The organism is Phenylobacterium sp. (assembly GCF_030697305.1).
Taxonomy (GTDB): domain Bacteria; phylum Pseudomonadota; class Alphaproteobacteria; order Caulobacterales; family Caulobacteraceae; genus Phenylobacterium.
Map to the genome: position 1 here is coordinate 19,424 of NZ_JAUYQL010000022.1, position 18,008 is coordinate 37,431.

At 70.0% G+C, this 18,008-nt stretch carries 20 protein-coding genes and 1 pseudogene; 13 read left to right on the plus strand and 8 right to left on the minus strand.

What is annotated here, in order from left to right; all coding sequences use genetic code 11:
- Nucleotide 1 precedes the first annotated feature (1 nt).
- The 3 genes from Q8R27_RS02290 to Q8R27_RS02300 all read left to right on the plus strand — a co-directional run bounded on the left by Q8R27_RS02290 (nt 2) and on the right by Q8R27_RS02300 (nt 3,628).
- Entirely contained in the window at nt 2-1,261 is a 1,260-nt protein-coding gene (locus Q8R27_RS02290) for a pitrilysin family protein (RefSeq protein ID WP_305697491.1), read from the plus strand.
- 66 nt (nt 1,262-1,327) lie between these two features.
- Nucleotides 1,328-1,939 (plus strand): GNAT family N-acetyltransferase, encoded by a 612-nt coding sequence (locus Q8R27_RS02295; protein WP_305697492.1) that lies wholly within the window; start codon nt 1,328-1,330, stop codon nt 1,937-1,939.
- Nucleotides 1,940-1,969: 30 nt separating this feature from the next.
- Complete coding sequence (locus tag Q8R27_RS02300; protein WP_305697493.1) at nt 1,970-3,628, plus strand: bifunctional diguanylate cyclase/phosphodiesterase; 1,659 nt, start codon at nt 1,970-1,972, stop codon at nt 3,626-3,628.
- Nucleotides 3,629-3,632: 4 nt separating this feature from the next.
- Here the strand turns inward: Q8R27_RS02300 and Q8R27_RS02305 are convergent, their stop codons facing one another.
- A complete protein-coding gene (locus Q8R27_RS02305; RefSeq protein ID WP_305697494.1) occupies nt 3,633-4,196 on the minus strand; it encodes a YqgE/AlgH family protein in 564 nt (187 codons plus the stop codon).
- A 111-nt stretch (nt 4,197-4,307) separates the two neighbouring features.
- On the opposite strand from Q8R27_RS02305, the gene Q8R27_RS02310 reads away from it, so the two are divergent.
- Entirely contained in the window at nt 4,308-4,790 is a 483-nt protein-coding gene (locus tag Q8R27_RS02310) for a peroxiredoxin (protein WP_305697495.1), read from the plus strand.
- On the opposite strand, the gene Q8R27_RS02315 is transcribed toward Q8R27_RS02310, so the two are convergent.
- The gene (locus tag Q8R27_RS02315) at nt 4,787-5,353 is read right to left on the minus strand and encodes a DNA-3-methyladenine glycosylase (protein WP_305697496.1); all 567 of its coding nucleotides are present in this window, start codon (nt 5,351-5,353) and stop codon (nt 4,787-4,789) included. The genes Q8R27_RS02310 and Q8R27_RS02315 overlap by 4 nt on opposite strands.
- Complete coding sequence (locus Q8R27_RS02320) at nt 5,350-7,089, minus strand: acyl-CoA dehydrogenase (protein WP_305697497.1); 1,740 nt, start codon at nt 7,087-7,089, stop codon at nt 5,350-5,352. The genes Q8R27_RS02315 and Q8R27_RS02320 overlap by 4 nt, the downstream gene beginning before the upstream one ends.
- Before the next feature lie 159 nt (nt 7,090-7,248).
- Here Q8R27_RS02320 and Q8R27_RS02325 point away from each other — a divergent pair, with 159 nt between their 5' ends.
- The 6 genes from Q8R27_RS02325 to Q8R27_RS02350 all read left to right on the plus strand — a co-directional run bounded on the left by Q8R27_RS02325 (nt 7,249) and on the right by Q8R27_RS02350 (nt 13,217).
- The gene (locus tag Q8R27_RS02325) at nt 7,249-7,857 is read left to right on the plus strand and encodes a YceI family protein (protein ID WP_305697498.1); all 609 of its coding nucleotides are present in this window, start codon (nt 7,249-7,251) and stop codon (nt 7,855-7,857) included.
- A gap of 15 nt (nt 7,858-7,872) precedes the next feature.
- Complete coding sequence (locus Q8R27_RS02330; protein WP_305697499.1) at nt 7,873-9,180, plus strand: YceI family protein; 1,308 nt, start codon at nt 7,873-7,875, stop codon at nt 9,178-9,180.
- A 5-nt stretch (nt 9,181-9,185) separates the two neighbouring features.
- Complete coding sequence (locus Q8R27_RS02335; RefSeq protein ID WP_305697500.1) at nt 9,186-10,082, plus strand: L-threonylcarbamoyladenylate synthase; 897 nt, start codon at nt 9,186-9,188, stop codon at nt 10,080-10,082.
- 61 nt (nt 10,083-10,143) lie between these two features.
- Nucleotides 10,144-11,553: an FAD-binding oxidoreductase gene (locus Q8R27_RS02340; RefSeq protein ID WP_305697501.1), complete on the plus strand. Its 1,410-nt coding sequence runs from the start codon at nt 10,144-10,146 to the stop codon at nt 11,551-11,553.
- Between the two features lie 73 nt (nt 11,554-11,626).
- Entirely contained in the window at nt 11,627-12,412 is a 786-nt protein-coding gene (yaaA, locus tag Q8R27_RS02345; protein WP_305697502.1) for a peroxide stress protein YaaA, read from the plus strand.
- A gap of 22 nt (nt 12,413-12,434) precedes the next feature.
- Nucleotides 12,435-13,217, plus strand: a complete 783-nt coding sequence (locus tag Q8R27_RS02350) for an SDR family NAD(P)-dependent oxidoreductase (protein WP_305697503.1) — start codon at nt 12,435-12,437, stop codon at nt 13,215-13,217.
- On the opposite strand, the gene Q8R27_RS02355 is transcribed toward Q8R27_RS02350, so the two are convergent.
- Entirely contained in the window at nt 13,214-13,831 is a 618-nt protein-coding gene (locus Q8R27_RS02355) for a YbjN domain-containing protein (RefSeq protein ID WP_305697504.1), read from the minus strand. The two genes, Q8R27_RS02350 and Q8R27_RS02355, sit on opposite strands and share 4 nt — an antisense overlap.
- A 70-nt stretch (nt 13,832-13,901) precedes the next feature.
- Between Q8R27_RS02355 and Q8R27_RS02360 the strand changes: the two genes are divergently transcribed.
- The 3 genes from Q8R27_RS02360 to Q8R27_RS02370 are packed head-to-tail and all read left to right on the plus strand — an operon-like array spanning nt 13,902 to nt 15,778.
- The gene (locus tag Q8R27_RS02360; protein ID WP_305697505.1) at nt 13,902-14,279 is read left to right on the plus strand and encodes a TIGR02301 family protein; all 378 of its coding nucleotides are present in this window, start codon (nt 13,902-13,904) and stop codon (nt 14,277-14,279) included.
- 49 nt (nt 14,280-14,328) lie between these two features.
- Nucleotides 14,329-15,294 carry an SPFH domain-containing protein gene (locus tag Q8R27_RS02365; protein ID WP_305697506.1) on the plus strand — a complete coding sequence of 322 codons (966 nt, stop codon included), beginning with the start codon at nt 14,329-14,331 and terminating at the stop codon, nt 15,292-15,294.
- 4 nt (nt 15,295-15,298) lie between these two features.
- Nucleotides 15,299-15,778, plus strand: coding sequence for an NfeD family protein (locus Q8R27_RS02370; protein WP_305697507.1), 480 nt, complete (start codon nt 15,299-15,301; stop codon nt 15,776-15,778).
- On the opposite strand, the gene Q8R27_RS02375 is transcribed toward Q8R27_RS02370, so the two are convergent.
- The 4 genes and pseudogenes from Q8R27_RS02375 to ispH form a co-directional block, all read right to left on the minus strand.
- On the minus strand, nt 15,720-16,196 hold the full coding sequence (locus Q8R27_RS02375; RefSeq protein WP_305697508.1) for a MarR family winged helix-turn-helix transcriptional regulator: 477 nt from the start codon (nt 16,194-16,196) through the stop codon (nt 15,720-15,722). The two genes, Q8R27_RS02370 and Q8R27_RS02375, sit on opposite strands and share 59 nt — an antisense overlap.
- Before the next feature lie 53 nt (nt 16,197-16,249).
- Nucleotides 16,250-16,699: a ribonuclease HI gene (gene rnhA, locus Q8R27_RS02380; RefSeq protein ID WP_305697509.1), complete on the minus strand. Its 450-nt coding sequence runs from the start codon at nt 16,697-16,699 to the stop codon at nt 16,250-16,252.
- Entirely contained in the window at nt 16,696-17,661 is a 966-nt protein-coding gene (gene thrB / locus Q8R27_RS02385) for a homoserine kinase (protein ID WP_305697510.1), read from the minus strand. The genes rnhA and thrB overlap by 4 nt, the downstream gene beginning before the upstream one ends.
- Nucleotides 17,662-17,714: 53 nt before the next feature.
- Nucleotides 17,715-18,008: pseudogene (gene ispH, locus Q8R27_RS02390) on the minus strand (4-hydroxy-3-methylbut-2-enyl diphosphate reductase); the annotation flags it as partial.

An 18,008-nucleotide genomic window follows, 5' to 3' on the forward strand; every position in this document is an offset into this window, starting at 1 on the left:
CATGCCCACGGTCCACACGCTCGCCAACGGCGTGCGGGTCATCTGCGACCCGATGCCGGGCCTGGAGACCATCGCGCTGTCGGTGGTCGCGGGACGCGGCGCCCGCAGCGAGGGGACGGCGGAGAACGGCTGGTCGCATCTCCTCGAGCACATGGTGTTCAAGGGGGCCGGGCCGCGGTCGTCCCGTGACATCGTCGAGGCGATCGAAGCCGAGGGCGGACAGATCAACGCCGCCACCGGCTATGAGCGCACCAGCTATCAGGTGCGCGCGTTACGCGAAGGGTTGACCCTTGGCCTGCAGGTCTGCGCCGACCTGGTGTTGCGTCCGACCCTTGATGCGGAGGATCTGGCCCGCGAGAAGCAGGTGGTCGGCCAGGAGATCGCCGAGGCGGCCGACACGCCCGACGACCTGGTGTTCGAGATGGCCCAGACCGCGGCGTTCGATGGCCAGCCCTTGGGCCGGCCGATCCTGGGCACGCCGGAGTCGATCGGCCACGCCACGCCAGACGCTCTCGAGGCCTGGCGCAAGCGCCTGTATGGCGCCGACAGCCTCGTCGTCAGCGTCGCCGGCGCAGTGGACGAGGCGCAGTTGCTGGACCTCGCCGAGCGCGCCTTCGCCGATGCCGCGCCGGCGCCGACGCAAACCCCCGAGGCTGCCCGCTTCGTTGGCGGCGCGAGGCCCCTAGCCAAGAAACTCGAGCAGGCGAACCTGGTGCTGATGCTGCCGGCGGTGGGGGCGCGCGATCCGGACTATTTCGCGCTTCGCCTGTTCGCCGAAATCCTCGGCGGCGGCATGGCCTCGCGCCTGTTCCAGGAGGCGCGCGAGCGACGCGGCCTCGCCTATGCGGTCGACGCCTACGTCGAGACCTACGCCGACGTCGGCCTCCTCGGCATCTTCGCCGGCTGCGCGGCGCGCGACGCCGTGGAGTTCGCCAAGGTTGCGGCGGGCGAAGTGGCCGGCCTGATCGCCCGCGTCGAGCCACAGGAACTGGCGCGCGCCAAGGCGCAGTTGAAGGCGTCGCTGTTCATGGCGCGGGAGTCCGCCTTGGCCCGCGCAGAACAGACCGCGGCCCAGGTGCTGGTGTTCGAGCGGCCGTTGAGCGCCGCCGAGCTTGCAGTTCAGATCGACGAGGTCACCGCCCAGGATCTGCGCCGGATCGGCGAGCGGATGCTGAGCGAACGCCGAAGCGTCGCCGCCGTGCTGGGTCCGAAGGCGGCGCTGGCCGCCGCGGGGGCCTTCGAAAAATCCCTGTTCCACTAGCTTGGCGTTCAACACGCTGCGCGAGGCCGGGCTTGACCCGCGGGCGATTCACGCGAGGGTTGTCGCATGGCCTTGCTGGATTGGATCGCACCGGAGAGCGGCCCGCGGATCGAGGGCGAAACCGTCCGCCTGCGCACGCCGCGCGCCGCCGACTACATGGAATGGCGTGACTTGCGCGACCGCTCTCGCGACTTCCTGCAGCCGTGGGAGCCGATCTGGCCGGCCGACGACCTCACCCGCGCCGCCTACCGCCGCCGCCTCGCCGCCTACGCCCGCGATCGCGAGACGGGTTCCGCCTATCCGTTCTTCGTGTTCCGCGCCGAAGACGACGTACTGACCGGCGGGATCACCCTGTCGAACGTGCGCCGCGGCGTCGCCCAGATGGGATCGGTCGGTTACTGGAGCGGGCGGCCGTTCACCCGGCGCGGCTACACCCTGGCGGCGGTTCGGGCGCTGGTGGACTACGCATTCGGAACCCTGAACCTGCATCGACTGGAAGCCGCGTGCATCCCGAGCAACGACCCGTCGCGCCGGCTGCTGCTCCAGGCGGGCTTCGCGGAAGAGGGGATGGCCCAAGCTTATCTGAAAATTAACGGCGTTTGGCGAGACCATGTGTTGTTCGGTCTCGTGTCTCCGCTGAAGCGGCGCGAAGGCCTGGATGAGGGTGTGTCGGTCTGAACCGACGCTTACGGGCCGGGCATCGCAAGTATGGCGATCGATCGTTGGATCTGGGACGCCACGACGACGCTGGAAGCGTTGGGCGCCGCTGAGGTCGCGTTGTGGTTCTGGGAACCTGAGCTCGATCGCCTGCGGATCACGGGCGCCTCGCGTGCGCTGGGCTTGGGTCCGCTGGCGCCGGAATGCTCGTCCGCGGCGTTGCGCGCGCTCGCGCTGCCCCAGGACCGGGCGCTGGCCGAAGACGTCCTGAAGGTCCAAGAGCCGGGTGCTGAAATCGCCATCCGCCTGCGCATGCGCGGCGCCGGCGTCTGTATCTGGCGCGGGGTCTGGCTGGAAGAGGGCGTACGCGCCGCCGGCGTCGTGGCGCCGGAGACGAAGTTCGCCGCCTCCGATCTCGACGGCCTCACCGGACTGCTGGACCGCAAAAGCTTCATCGCCCGGGCGCGCGAAAGGCTGCCCGCGCCCGGCCGTCACGAACTGGTGGTCGCCGACCTAGACCGACTGCGTCGCCTGAACGAAGCGCTGGGCCACGAGCGCGCCGACCTGGTGTTGGCCGCCCTGGGCTCACGCCTGGCCGCCGCCTTCCCGCCGGAGGCGCTGCTGGCGCGGGTCGGCGAGGACGAATTCGCCGTGCTGACCCAGGCCGCGGACCAACCCGCCGCAGAGGTGTTGCGTCACGCGCTGGAGCAGCCGCTGCGCATCGCCGGCTTCGACATCCATCCGACACTGTCAATCGGCGCCGTCAGCGCCCAGGGCGGCGACGAGGCGCCGGAGGCCGCCGAACTGTTGCGCCGCGCCGAGCTGGCGGTGGAATCGGCCAAGGGCGCGGGACGCGGCGGAGCAGCCGCTTATGGACGCGGTCTAGAGAGCGACGGCCTGTCGCGCCTGGCGCTGGAAGGCGACCTGCGCGGCGCCCTCGGCCGTGGCGAGCTGATCCCCTATTATCAGCCGATCGTGCGCCTCTCGACGGGCGCGCTGTCGGGTTTCGAGGCGTTGGTGCGCTGGATCCACCCGCGTCGCGGCCTGCTGCTGCCCGACTCCTTCCTGCCGCTGCTGGAGGAGATGGGGCTGATGAGCGACCTGGGCGCGCTGATGATGCGTCAGGCCGGCCATCAGCTGGCAGAATGGCGGCGCAACCATCGCGCGGCCGGCGAGCTGACTGTGGCGGTCAACCTGTCGACCGGGGAGATCGAGCGGCCTGACCTGGTGTCCGACGTGGTGGCGATTCGCAAGGAGACCGGCCTGCCGCCGGGCGCTCTGAAGCTGGAGGTCACCGAAGGCGACGTGATGCGCGACCCGGAAGGGGCGGCCGTGATCCTGCGCAATCTGCGCGCGGCGGGGGCGGCGCTGGCCCTGGACGATTTCGGCACCGGCTTCTCGTCGCTGTCGTACCTGACAAGGCTGCCTTTCGACACGCTGAAGATCGACCGCTACTTCGTGCGCACCATGGCCACCAACGAGGGCTCGGCGAAGATCGTCTCCTCGGTGGTGAAGCTGGGTCAGGACCTGTCGCTGGAGGTGGTGGCCGAGGGCGTGGAGAACGCGGGCATGGCGCGCCAACTTTTGTCGCTGGGTTGCGATTATGGGCAGGGCTTCGGTTATGCGCCGGCGCTGTCGCCGCAGGAGGCCGAGGTCTATCTCAACGAGAGCTACGTCGACGGCGCCGCGCCCGTGAAGGCGCGCGGCTAGGCGCCTACGCCCGGCCGGCGTGGGCGGAGAGCAGGCCGGCGTCGACGCCGAGCTTAGCCAAGGCCCGGGTCCATTTGCCGGCGTGGTCGCTGCTGAAGATCAGCTCCTCATCGGCCTCGCAGGTCAGCCAGACGTTGCGGCGCAGCTCCTCGTCGAGCTGACCCGGCCCCCAGCCCGCATAGCCCAACACCAGCAGCGCATGGCGCGGGCAGCCGTTGGGGCTGGCCAGGATCTGCAACGCGTCGCGGTTGGGGCTGAGCGCCACGCCCTGCATCACCGCGGCGCTGTGCTCCGGAAGGTAGTCGTCGGTGTGCAGCACGAAGCCGCGCTCCCGGTCGACCGGGCCGCCGATCAGCACCGGGTCGGCAACGGCGTGCAAAGACGGCGTCACCTCCAGGCGGCGCAGCAGATCGGGCACGGTGACGCCGGCCACCGGCTGGTTCACCGCCACCCCCATCGCGTACAGCGGGTCGTGGTTGCAGACCAATACCAGCGCGCGTTCGAAGCGCGGATCGCCAATGCCCGGCATGGCGATCAGAAGCTTGCCCTCGAGGGTTTCACTGTCCATCGCGCGAATGTTTTCGATCGGAACGCGGCGCTTTCAAGTCAAAGCAGGAAAAGGCGTTGGAGGCGGGGCTCCGCGTCGCTATCTGCCTGAGCAGGAACAGGAGAGACGCTCATGACCATCAAAGTCGGCGACAAGCTGCCCACGGTCCAACTCACTCAGGCGACGGCGGACGGCCCCAAGCCGGTCAGCAGCGACGATATCTTCAAGGGCAAGAAAGTGGCGTTGTTCGCGGTGCCTGGCGCCTTCACGCCGACCTGCTCGGCCAAGCACCTGCCGGGCTACAAGGAGCTGTCCGCCGAGATCAAGGGCAAGGGCGTGGACACCATCGCCTGCCTGTCGGTGAACGACGCCTTTGTCATGAAGGCCTGGGGCGAGAGCCAGAACGTCGGCGAGGACATCGTCATGCTGGCCGACGGCAACGGGGCCTTCACCCTGGCGGTCGGCCTGGGCATGGACGGCTCGAAGTTCGGCATGGGCGCGCGCTCGCAACGCTACTCGATGATCGTCGACGACGGCGTGGTGAAGGAGCTGAACGTCGAGGCGCCCGGCGAATTCAAGGTTTCGGCCGCCGACTACCTGCTGGCGCAGCTCTAGACCGGCATCGGACGACTGAGAAAGGCAGAGCCGCGCCATCCGAAACGCCACGGTGTTTCGGCGGCGCGGCTCAGGCCGATCCGTGGACCCTGGGCGATGGGCGGCTCGCTCGCCCGCGCGCGCAGTTCGAACGGCGGCGCGTCCATCGGCAGGTTGTCGTGTTCGCGCGTCACCGCCAGCGCCTGGCATAACCGGCCGGGTCCGGCGCAGAGCAAGCGGTCGGGCTGTGCGCCGCGCCGCGCGCGCATCGCCTCCACCCCATGCAGCGGCGTGATCGCACGAAACAGCACCGCGCCGCCGACTCGCGGCCCGCAAACCAGGTTCAGGCACCAGTGCAGGCCGTAGGACCGGTAGACGTAGGCATGGCCCGGGGGGCCGAACATCGCGGCGTTGCGCGCCGTCGGACCTGAATAGGCGTGTGAGGCGGGATCGTCGCGATCGTAGGCTTCGGTCTCTACGATCACGCCGCCGACGCCGTCGACCAGCAGTTCGCAGCCGATCAGCGCGCGAGCGAGCTCGGGCGGCGGCAGCAGGAACGCGGCGCGCGGCAACGCCGTCGTCACAGCGCCTCGGCGGGCACGGCCTCCAGGTCCTGCGCCCCGGCCATCACCGCCTGGGCGAGCCCCGGCGCATGGCTCAGCACATGGGCGGCGTAGAAGCGCGCCAGCGGCGCCTTGGCCTGCAGCCAAGGCGCGCTCTGTCCCTCCGCGGCCAGCGCCTGCAGACCCAGCACCCAGCCGCCGACCACGTCCCCGGCCAGTTGTAGGAAGGGCGTCGCGCCGGCCGTGGAGGCCAGCCCGCGATTGCCGAGGAGCCAGTCGGTGGCCGCGTCCAGCGCAGCGACGCCCTGGACGAGGCCCGCGCCGAGCGGCTGCAGGGCGGGGGAGTGGGAAAGCGTCTGCGCTGTCGCCAGGATCTCGGCGGTCAGCGACTTCAGCACCTCGCCGCCTTCCATGGCGATCTTGCGCCCGATCAGGTCCAGCGCCTGGATGCCGTTAGTGCCCTCGTAGATCGGGGCGATACGGGCGTCGCGATAGTGCTGGGCGGCGCCGGTCTCCTCGATGAATCCCATGCCGCCGTGGATCTGCACGCCCAGCGAGGAGACCTCGACGCCGACGTCGGTGGACCAGGCCTTGGCGATCGGGATCAGCAGGTCACGACGGGCGGCGGCGTCGCGCTGACCTTCGTCGTCTCCGTGGGTCGCCAGGTCCGAGAGCACAGCGGCGGTCAGGCAGATGCCGCGCGCGGCTTCAATCTTGGCCTTCATCAGCATCAGCATGCGCCGCACGTCGGGATGGTCGTAGAGCCTGGCGGGATAGTCGGTGGACAGCGCCGCGCGGCCCTGGCGACGTTCCTGGGCGAAGGCCAGGGCCTGCTGGAACGCGCGCTCGGCGATCCCGACACCCTGCATGCCGACCTGCAGGCGCGCGGCGTTCATCATGACGAACATGTGGGCCAGCCCCTGATTGAGGTTTCCCACCAGCTCGGCCTGGGCGCCCTCGTAGAGCATCACGCAGGTGGGCGAAGCGTTGATGCCCATCTTGTGTTCGATGGAGCCGGGGCGCAGGTCGTTCAGCGCGCCGGCGCGGCCCTCGCCGTCGATCAACCGCTTGGGGGCAAGGAACAGCGAGATGCCTTTGACGCCCGGAGGCGCGTCCGGCAGGCGGGCTAGCACCAGGTGGCAGATGTTCTCCGCCATGTCGTGGTCGCCCCAGGTGATGAAGACCTTTTGGCCGGTAAGCCGATAGCCGCCAGCGCCGTCCGGCTCGGCGCGGGTGGTGATAGCGGCGAGGTCGGAGCCGGCCTGCGGCTCGGTCAGGTTCATCGCCCCGGTCCACTCGCCGGAGATGAGCTTGGGCAGCACCAGCCGCTTCTGGCGATCGGTGCCGTTCATCGCAAGCGCCTCGATGGTCGCCTGGGTCAGCATCGGGCAAAGGCTGAACGCCATGTTCGCGGCGTGGAACATTTCGAACGCCGCAAGCTCGAGCGCCTTGGGCAGCCCTTGGCCGCCATGGGCCGGATCGGCGGCGACGCCATTCCATCCTCCCGCGGCGAAGGCCTGATACGCCTGAGCAAAGCCGGGGGCGGCGGTCACCCGGCCGTTCTCGTAGCGCGCGCCTTCGCGATCGCCGATGCGGTTGAGCGGTGCGAGCTCGTTGTCCGCGAGCGCTCCGGCCGCCTCCAGCACAGCCGTCACGGTGTCGGCGTCAAGATCGGGGAACGCCTGACCGAGCCTCGAGGGACACCCCACGACGCCCAGCGTGAAGGCCAGGTCGCGGGCGGGCGCGCGATAGGTCATGGCAGGTCTCCTGAAGCAGCCGGCATGGTCTATGCCGCCGCGCCGCCCGGCTCCACGCCGTTGATCTCACGGCTTCGTGAGTGCGCCCCCTGCTTTCGGCTGGCGGCGGCTTGAACCATCTGGCCTGTGGGGGAACTATAGCCCGGCTTGGAGATGCGCATGTTCCGCCCGATGGTCGTCGCCGCCGCGATCTGCGTCTCGCTCGCCGGCGTTGCGCACGCCGACCCGACCAGCCGCGATCCTGCGAACGTCCCGCCCGGCGTCTATGCGCTGGATTCCCGCCACGCCAGCCTGAACATGAAGCTCGCGCATATGGGTGGGTTCTCAAACTTCGCCATGCGTTTCGACGGCTTGAGCGGCGGCTTCACTTACGATCCCGCCAATGTGGCGGCCACGCGGATGACGCTGGAGATCGATCCGAAGTCGATCCACACGGGCGTGCCGGGCTTCGACGCCGAGCTGGCCGGGCCGCGCTATTTCGACTCCGCGCGGTTTCCGAAGATCACCTTCGTCTCCACCCGCGTCGACGCGGGGCCGGCCGGTCGCGGCTCGGTCACGGGAGACCTGACCTTCATGGGCAAGACCCGGCCGGTGACCCTCGACGTGATCTTCAATGGAGTCGGTCCGGGGCTGATGGGGCAGGGGACGCGCCTGGGGTTCTCCGGCGGCGGTGCGATCAAACGCTCAGAGTTCGGCTTCACGCCCGCCGCGGGATCGGCCGGCGACGAGGTCCAGCTCGACTTCGAGATCGAATTCACCAGGAAATAGACCGGAGACGCCTTCATGAGCGCCGCCAGCCGTACGCGCAGCGAGCACTACGCGCCGATCGCCATCCTGCTGCACTGGCTGATCGCCGCGGCGATCATCCTGCAGGTGGTGCTGTCGTCGCGCATGGAGGGGCCGCGCAGCCCCGAGCTGTTCGCGGTGGTGCAACTGCACAAGTCCGTGGGCATCACCGTGCTGCTGCTGAGTCTGGTCCGGCTGGGCTGGCGGTTGGCCAACCCGCCGCCGCCGCTGCCCGCGACCATGCCGCGCTGGGAGCGGGTGCTGGCGGCGATCACCCACGTGGGCTTCTACGCGGTAATGATCGGCATGCCGCTGACCGGCTGGATCATGGTCTCGACCAGCCGCATCTCGTTGCCCACGCTGCTGTATGGCGTCGCGCCCTGGCCGCACATCCCCGGGCTTGTCGGCCTGACCGGTGACGCGCGCCACCTTTGGCACGAGATCGGCGAGGTCGGCCACGACGTGATCATCAAGGGCTTCTACCTGCTGCTCGCCCTGCACGTGGCCGGCGCGCTGAAGCATCAGCTTTTCAGCCGCGACGAGCCGGTGCTGTCGCGTATGGCCCCCGGCGCCAAGGCCGGCCGCTGGCTGGAGCCCCGCATCGCGATCATCGTCGCCGGCGTGGTCGCGGTGATCGCCTTCGGCATGCTGGTCAAACCGCCGCTGCATGTCGCGGCCCCGGCGCCGAAGCCGGCGGCCGACGTGGTCGACGAGCCGCCCGCGCCCACCACGGCCGCGCCGCCCGCGCCAGTCGCTGCAACGCCGGCCGAGGAGGCCGCCAAGGCCGCTGAACCTGCGACGCCGGCTGAGCCCGTGCGCTGGGCGGTGGCCAAGGGCTCGGAGATCGACTTCGCCACCAACTGGGGCGACACCGCGATCCAGGGGCGTTTCGCGCGGTTCGACGCCGACATCCTGTTCCACCCCGACGCGCTGGACCGATCCAAGGCCACGGTGACCATCGACCTTACCTCCGCCTCGACGGGCGACGCGCAGCGCGACGAGATGCTGCCGTCCTCGGAGTGGTTCGACGCCGGCGCCCACCCCAAGGCGGTGTTCACCGCCACCCGCTTCGAAAAGACCGGCGAGGATCGTTTCGTGGCGCGTGGGACGCTGTCGTTGCGCGGCGTGACCAGGCCGGCCAGCCTGCCGTTCCGCCTGCAGATCGACGGCGACAAGGCACGCGTGCGCGGTGTAACCACCCTCGACCGGACGGCGTTCGGCGTGGGCCAGGGCGAGTGGACGAGCACCGATCAGATACCGGCCAGCGTCAAGGTGAGCGTGGACCTGAGGGCGACCAGGCGGTAGCCGCAATGGCGCAGGCGTTGCGCGCCGGCCGACTGGTCATGTTGCCCACCGAGACGGTCTACGGCCTCGCCGCCGACGGCGCCGATGCGCACGCGGTCGCCGCGATCTATGCGGCCAAGGGCCGGCCGAGCTTCAATCCGCTGATCGCCCATGTCGCCGATCTCGCCGCCGCCGAGCGCGTCGCCGTGCTGGATGATCGCGCACGGACGCTGGCCGCGCAGTTCTGGCCGGGACCCCTGACCCTCGTGGCGCCGATCCGCGACGCGGGCGCGGTGTGCGACCTGGCGCGCGCCGGCCTGGACACCGTGGCGATCCGCGTGCCCAGCCATCCAGCGGCGCGCGCGGTGCTGGCGGCGTTCGGCGGCGCGGTGGTCGCCCCGTCGGCCAACCGCTCGGGGCGGCCCAGCCCGACAACCTGGGCCGACGCCATGGAGGAGACCGGCTTCGCCATCGCCGCCAGCTTGGACGGAGGCGCCTGCGCAATTGGCTTGGAATCCACTGTGCTGGGCCTGATCGACCAACCACGCCTGCTGCGCCCGGGCGCGGTGACCAGGCCGCAGATCGAGGCGCTGATCGGGCCGCTCGCCGAGGCCGGCGACGACGCCAGACGCTCGCCCGGCCGCCTGGCCAGGCACTATTCGCCGAACGCGCCGGTGCGGCTGGAGGCGGAGGGGCCACGCGAAGGAGAGGCGTTCCTGGGCTTTGGGCCGGACGTTCCTGCGACACCCTGGAACCTGAGTCCGGCGGGCGATGCGGCGGAGGCGGCGGCGAACCTGTTCAGCTACCTGCGCGCCGCCGATCGCACGGAGCCCTCCGCCATCGCCGTGGCCCCGATTCCTGAAGCGGGATTGGGCGAGGCGATCAACGACCGCCTGCGCCGCGCCGCGGGCTTCGTCGGATGATCCGAGCCTGGATCGCGGCCGGCTGGCGCGTCCGCCACGCCGGGTTTAGGATTTTGCGGTCATGACCAAGCCTGTCCCCGCCGACATCATCTCCCGCCTGAAAGCCGTGCTCGGTGAGAACGGCTGGAGCCAGGACCCCGAGCGCCTGCAGCCGAAGCTGGTGGAGTGGCGCGACCGCTGGTTCGGCGACACCCCGTTCCTGGCGCTGCCGGCGAACACGGCCCAGGTCTCCGCGGTCGTGGGGGTCTGCTACGAGGCCGGCGTGGCGATCACCCCGCAAGGCGGCAATACCGGCCTGGTAGGCGGACAGATCCCCAAGGGGGAGATCCTGCTGTCCACCGAAAAGCTGTCGCGGGTGCGCGAGATCGAGACCTTCGACGACGTGATCGTGGCCGAGGCCGGCGTCACCCTGGCGGCGATCCACGAGGCGGCGGCGGGCGCCAATCGGCGCTTTCCCCTGGGCCTCGCGTCAGAGGGCTCAGCGACGGTCGGCGGGTTCATCTCCACCAACGCCGGCGGCACCCAGGTGCTGCGTTACGGCACGGCGCGCAGCCTGGTGCTGGGGCTTGAGGCGGTGTTGCCGAACGGCGATGTCTGGGACGGTCTGAAACGCCTGCGCAAGGACAACACGGGCTACGACCTGAAGCAGCTGCTGATCGGGGCGGAGGGCACGCTGGGCGTGGTCACCGCGGCCAGCTTGAAGCTGTTCCCGGTGCTGGAGTCGCGCGCCGTCGCCTGGATCGGACTGACAGGCCTGGACGCCGCGGTGCAACTCCTGGCCCGCGCCAAGCAGGAGGCCGGCGGCGCCGTCGAGGCGTTCGAGATGATCGCGCGGATCGGCGTCGAGTTCGTGCTGCGCAACATGCCCGGCTCCCGCGATCCGCTGGACGCGCCCTATCCCTACTACGTGCTGGTGGAGTTCGCGTCCGGCGAGCCCGGCTCTGCGGAAGGGGCGATGGAGCGGTTCCTGGCCAAGGGGCTGGAGGACGGCCTGGTGGCCGACGCGGCGCTGGCCCAGACCGGCGCCCAGGCCAAGGCCCTGTGGGCTTTGCGCGAAAACCAGTCGGCGGCCCAGAAGCCCGAGGGCGTGGTGTGGAAGCACGACGTCTCGGTGCCGGTCTCGCAGGTCGCGACCTTCATTCAGCAGGCCGACGCCGCCATGGAACGGCTGACGCCCGGCTGCCGCATCGCCGCCTTCGGTCATGTGGGCGACGGCAATGTCCACTACGACGTGTTCGGGCCCGTGGGCGGCGACCCCGCCTTGCACGAGGCGACGCGCGACGAGGCCGGGCGGATCGTCAACGACATCATCGCCGGCTTCGGCGGCTCGATCTCAGCCGAGCACGGCCTAGGGTCGATGAAGACCGACGAGGCCGCCCACTACAAGAGCCCGGTCGAGCTCGCCGCCCAGCGAGCCGTGCGCCTGGCGCTGGACCCCAAGAGGATCATGAATCCTCGGGTTCTGTTCTAAGACGCAGCGTTTCTCGTTTGCGATTCGCCGTCGGCGCCGTGAAGCTCGCGGCGAAAGGCTGAAGGAGGCCGCCATGCTGATCGTCATCTCCCCCGCCAAGGCGCTGGATTTCTCGCGGCCCGACGAGCGCGCGCCGGTGAGCACGCCGCAACTGGCTGACCAGACGGTGGAGCTGGCCAAGGTCACCCGGCGGCTGAAGGTCGCCGACCTGAAGCGATTGATGTCACTGTCGGACAACCTGGCGAAGCTGAACCGCGAGCGCTTCCAGGCCTTCGATCCGGCTTCTGAGGAGGGCGTGCAGGCCGCGTTCGCGTTCAACGGCGACGTCTATCAGGGCCTGCAGGCGCGCACGCTCGATCGCAAGGGACTAGCCTGGGCGCAGGACCATCTGCGCATCCTGTCAGGGCTCTACGGCGTGCTGCGGCCGCTGGACGTGATCCAGCCCTACCGCCTGGAGATGGGCGTGCGGCTGAAGACGCGGCGCGGGCAGAGCCTCTACGACTTTTGGGGAGCGCGGATCTCCAAGCAGCTCAACGCCGACGCCGAGGGCCACAAGGACCCGACGGTGGTGAACCTGGCCAGCAGCGAATATTTCGGCGCGGTGGACCTGAAGGCATTGAAGGCGCCGACGCTTACCTGCCGGTTCGTCGAGGAGAAGGACGGCGAGCGGCGGATGCTGGGTTTCTTCGCCAAGAAGGCCCGGGGCCTGATGGCGCGTTTCGTCATAGACAACCGCATCGAGCGGACCGAGGACCTCAAGGGGTTCGACGTTGCGGGCTACCGCTTCGAGCCCAGCCTGGCGAAAGACGGAGAATGGACATTCTCGCGTCCGCAACCGGCCGCCGCGGCGGCGGCCTGAACGCCGCCAGCAGGAGATTCCAGTGGCCTACCAACCTTTCGACCTCACCGGGCAGGTGGCGCTGGTCACCGGCGGCAACGGCGGGATCGGGCTGGGGATGGCGGAAGCGCTGGCCCAGGCCGGCGCCGACCTCGTGATCTGGGGCTCGAACCCGGACAAGACCGCGGCGGCAGAGGCGCGACTGGAGGCGATCGGCGGGCGGGTGCTCAGCCGGGTGGTGGACGTCTCCGACGAGCACGCGGTGGCGGCGGGCATGACGGCCGCGGTCGAGGCGATGGGCGCGGTCCACACGGTGATCGCCAACGCCGGCGTCAGCGGAAAGGGCCAGCCGTTCGCCGAGACCACGACGGAGAGCTACCGCAAGGTGCTGGCGGTGAACCTCGACGGGGTTTTCTTCACCTTCCGCGAGGCGTGCCGACACATGATCGATCGGGCCAAGGCCGGCGATCCGGGCGGTTCGCTGGTGGTGATCTCGTCGCTGTCGGCCGTGGAGGGCGCGCCGCGCAACGAACCCTACGCCTCCACCAAGGCCGCGGTGCTGGCGATGACCCGCGGCGTGGCCGTGGAACACGCGCGCTACGGCGTGCGGGCCAACGCCATCCTGCCGGGTTGGATCGCCACCGAGATGACCGGAGACGCGCAAGGCAGCCAGGTGTTCACCGACAAGGTCATCACCCGCGTGCCGGCCCGCCGCTGGGGCCAGCCGGCGGATTTCGGCGGCCTGGCCGTGTACTTGGCGTCGGGCGCGTCGAGCTTCCATACGGGCGACAGCTTCATCGTCGACGGCGGCTACGGCATCTTCTAGGGCGCGCTGGCCAGATAGGCGGCGGGGTCGGAGAGGAACGCGCCGAAGGTCGACAGGCAGCCCTGCCACACGCCGATGTGGGTGCGCATCTCGTCACGGACATCGTGTGATGAGAGGATCGCGGCGTACATCACGTGAGGCCGACCGGCGGCGTCCTGGAAGGCGCGGCAGCTGATCGAGGTCTGGTTGAAGGCGTTGAGTTGCACCAGCGTCGCGCCGCGCTTCTCCGCGCCCGTGGAGAACGCCATGGCTTGGCAGGCCTTCCCCTGGGCGTTGCAGTCCACGTACTGAACGCCGAAGCTGAAGTTGGCGGCCGTGACCTTCACGGCGACGTCGTTGTCGCCGGTGCGCGAGACCTCGCCCTTGGCGTCCATGGTCGCCAGCAGGGCGACCAAGCTTGCGGGATCGCGGGCGTCGAACGGGCCGCTTGCAGCAGGCTTTGGCGCAGCAGGTTTCGGCGCGGCAGGCTTATCGGCGACAGCCTTCGGCCCGGCGGGTTTTGCGGCAGGCGCGGCCTTGGCGGGCTGAGGCTTGGCTGGCGCAGGTTTATCAGGCGTCGGGCTGGCCGCCGCCAGGGCGAGCGCCGCGATCAGGAGCGGAAGGCGCTTGAGCATCGTCGATGGCTAGCAGACAGCCGCGGTGCGCGCGAGTGACAGGCGCGCGGCGCGACGCCATAAGGCGCAGATGCGTGCAGCCGTCCTGATCTCAGCCATGAGCCTGGCCCTCGCGGCCCCTGCCGCCGCCCAACCGGGCGCTGTGAAACGGCCGATCCTGCTTGAGCTCGCCCAAGTGCTGGGCGAGAGCCATGCGCTGCGCCAGGCCTGCGCGGGCCCCGACGACCAGTTCTGGCGGGCGCGGATGATGCGGTTGGTCGAGTTGGAACGCGCCGACCCTGATTTCGAGGGGCGGCTTAAAGGGGCGTTCAACCAGGGCTTCGCCGGACACGCCGGGTCGGCGTGCAGCGAGGCGACGCGCCGCGAGGAAGCCGCCGCCGCGGCCCGCGGGCGGGCGCTGTCCAGCCGGTTGGCCGGGACGATGGCGCCGGGACGCGAGCCACGCTAAGCTTCGCCGTCGGCGCAGGCGCGACGTTCAAGAGCGGGATGGTTCAACCATGGATGTCGTAGCCCCCCTGGTGTTCGTGGTGCTGGCCGCGGTGATCCTGATGGGGGCGGTGAAGATCGTGCCGCAGGGCCGCGAATTCACCGTCGAGCGGTTCGGCCGCTACACCCGCACGCTGAAGCCCGGCATCAGTTTCCTCACGCCCTTCGTCGAAGGCATCGGCCGGCGCATCAACATGATGGAGCAGGTGCTGGACGTGCCCAGCCAGGAAGTCATCACCAAGGACAACGTCGGCGTGAAGGTGGACGCCATCGTGTTCATCCAGGTGATCGACGCCGCGGCCGCCGCCTATCGGGTGACCAACCTGGACTTCGCCATCACCCAGCTGACCATGACCAACCTGCGCACGGTGGTGGGGTCGATGGAGCTGGACGAGGTGCTGTCGCAGCGTGACCAGATCAACAGCCGACTGCTGGGCGTGATCGACGAGGCGACCAGCCCCTGGGGCGTGAAGGTGGCGCGGATCGAGATCAAGGATCTGCAGCCGCCGCCAGACATCACCAACGCCATGGCCCGCCAGATGAAGGCCGAGCGCGAGCGGCGCGCGGTGATCACCGAGGCGGACGGCGAGAAGCAGGCGCAGATCACCCGCGCCGAAGGCGCCAAGCAGGCCGCCATCCTGGAGGCGGAGGGCCGCCGCGAGGCCGCCTACCGCGACGCCGAGGCGCGCGAGCGGGAAGCGGAGGCCGAGGCCAAGGCGACGTCCATGGTCTCCGACGCCATCGGCAGCGGCAACGTCAACGCGCTGAACTACTTCGTGGCGCAGAAGTACGTCGACGCGTTCGCCAAGCTGGCCGAGAGCCCGAACCAGAAGACTGTGATCATCCCGGCGGAGATGTCGGCGCTGGTCGGCACCATCGCCGGCGTGGGCGAGCTGGTGCGCACCGCCCAGGGCGATGGCGAAGCGACGCGTCCGCCAAGGCCGCGTGCGCCGGCAGTCCCGCCGACCGGGGCCTGATCGCGTGCAGGCGCTGATCGACCTCTACGGAACGCATCCCTTCTGGGTCTGGGCGGCGATCGGGGCGGCGTTCCTGGCGGTGGAGGTGGTCACCGGATCCGGCTGGCTCTTGTGGCCCGCGACCTCTGCGGCGCTGGTCGGCGTGCTGGCGCTGTTCGTCGACGTCGGCGCCCCGTGGTCGGTGCTGATCTTCGCCGGCCTGACCATCGCCGCGACCCTGCTGGCGCGGCGTTTCATCCTGCGGGTGGCGGGCGACGGGGCCGACATCAATGACAACGTCGCACGGCTGATCGGCCACGCAGGGCTTGCGGCCCAGGCGTTCGAGCGCGGCGCAGGCCGCGTCTCGATCGACGGCAAGGAATGGGCGGCGGAGCTTGACGGAGCCGAGGCGTTGGCCGTCGGCGAGCGAGTCGAGGTGGTCGGCGTCAATGGCTCGCGGCTTCGCGTGCGGGCGTCTCGACCAGTTCCTCCAGGAACACCCTGAGCGCCTTCAGGAAGGGCAAAGCCTCCAGGAACTCGTCGTCGGTGAAGGCGCCGCGCACCGCCTCGTTGCGGCCGCGCAGGGCGGTGACTGCGGCGTTGTAGGCCGCCAGGCCCGTGCGGGTGACGCGGACGCGCTTCTTGCGGCGATCGCCGACGTCGGCCAGCACGGCGACGAAGCCCTTGGCCTCCATCCGCTGCAGGGTGTTGGTGACCGCGCCCTTGGTGACCATGGTGGCGCGGGCGAGTTCGGCGGGGGTCTCCCCGTCGCCGTGGCGCACGAAGCGCGCCAGCAGGTCGAACTGAGCATGGGTCATGCCGGCCGGCAGACGGCGGCCGATGACCTCACGCATGATCTGGCTGATGACCGTGACTTCCCGAAACACCTGGATGTCAGCGCGATCCTGTGGGGCTGGCGGCATGTATGCCTCCCATACCGTTTAACGTCCAACCACTATCATTTTGCACTGCAATGTCAAGTTTTCGGTTGAACGACTTTCAGCAAACCCTTCCGCGCCAGGGCGTCGGCGCGCTCGTTGAGCGCGTGGCCCGCGTGGCCCTTGACCCAGCGCCAATCGACCTCGTGGCGCAGACGGGCGGCGTCGAGGCGTCGCCACAGGTCCTCGTTCTTCACCGGCGCCTTGGAAGCTGTGCGCCATCCGCGCGCCTTCCAGCCGACGATCCACTCGCTGATGCCGTTCTTCACGTACTGACTGTCGGTGTGCAGCTCGACGCGGCAGGGACGGGTGAGCGCCTCCAGCGCCTGGATCGCAGCCATCAGCTCCATGCGGTTGTTGGTGGTCGCAGGCTCTCCGCCGCAGATCTCTTTCTCGCGCTCGCCGAACTGCAGGATCGCGCCCCAACCGCCCGGGCCAGGGTTGCCACTGCAGGCGCCGTCGGTGTGAATCACCACCTCGGGCGTCAAACGCCGGCTCCGAACAGCACGAGGTCCGGAGCGGCGCGATGCACGGCCAGCTTGCGCTCGTACTCCAGCGGATCCTTCGGCCGCACCAGCGCGCCGGCCGGCGTCGCGCCCCAGTCGGCGAGTCTGGTCAGGAAGAAGCGCATGGCGGCCCCGTGGGCCAACGCCGGCAAGGCTGCGCGCTCGGCGTCGCTGAGCGGACGGTGCGCCTCGTAGCCGGCGACCAAGGCGCGCCCCGAGGTGATGTTGAAGCTGCCGTCGGTCTCGAAGCACCAGGCGTTGAGGGCGACGGCGATGTCGTAGGCCAGCATGTCTTCACAGGCGAAGTAGAAGTCGATGGCGCCGGCGAAAGTGGGGCCCTGGAAGAATACGTTGTCGGGGAAGTAGTCGGCGTGGACGATCCCGCGTGGCAGGCCGGTCGGCCATTCCGCCTCCAGCGCCGCCAGGTCGGATTCGATGGTGGCGGCGAGGCCGGGCTTCAGCGCTTCGGCCGCATCCCGCAGGCCCGCAAACAGCGGCGCCCAGGCGTCCTGGCCGAGGTCGTTGGCGCGGCTTTTGGTGAAGCCGTCGGCGGCCAGGTGCAGGCGCGCCAGACCCGCGCCTGCCTCGCGGCAGTGGGCGGCGCTCGGCCGACGCACCGACAGGCCCGGCAGGAACTCGACGATCGCGCAGGGCTTGCCGCGCACCCGCTGCAGGATCTCGCCGGCGCGGTCGGCGACGGGCGCTGCGCAGGGATAGCCGTGGCCGGCGAGCCAGCGCATCAGCCCCAGGAAGAACGGCAGGTCGTCCTCGCGCACCCGACGCTCGTACACCGTCAGGATGTAGCGCCCGGCGGTCGTCTCCAGCAGGAAGTTGGAGTTCTCTACGCCCTCGGCGATGCCCTTGAAGGAGAGCGCAGCGCCCAGGTCGAAGCCGGCCAGCAGGTCGGCCAGCTCTTCGTCGGTGATGTCGGTGTAGACGGCCATGGGCGTGGGGGATGCGTGAGCCGCGCTGCGCGGTCAAGCGCGGCGTGGGCCGCCTAACCCGCCAGTACGCGCGGCAACTTGAAGCTGACGGTTTCGCGGGCGGCGTCGACCTCTTCGAGGGAGACGTCGAAGGCGGCGGAGAGCTTGTCGATCACGCCCTGGACCAGCAGTTCCGGGGCCGAGGCGCCGGCGGTGACGCCGACCACCGCAGCGTCGGCCAGCCAGCCGAGGTCCAGCACCGAGGCGTCCTCGATCAGATAGGCGGCGGCCGCGCCGGCGCGGCGCCCAACCTCGGCGAGGCGCACGGAGTTCGAGGAGTTGGCCGAGCCCAGCACCAGCAGCACGTC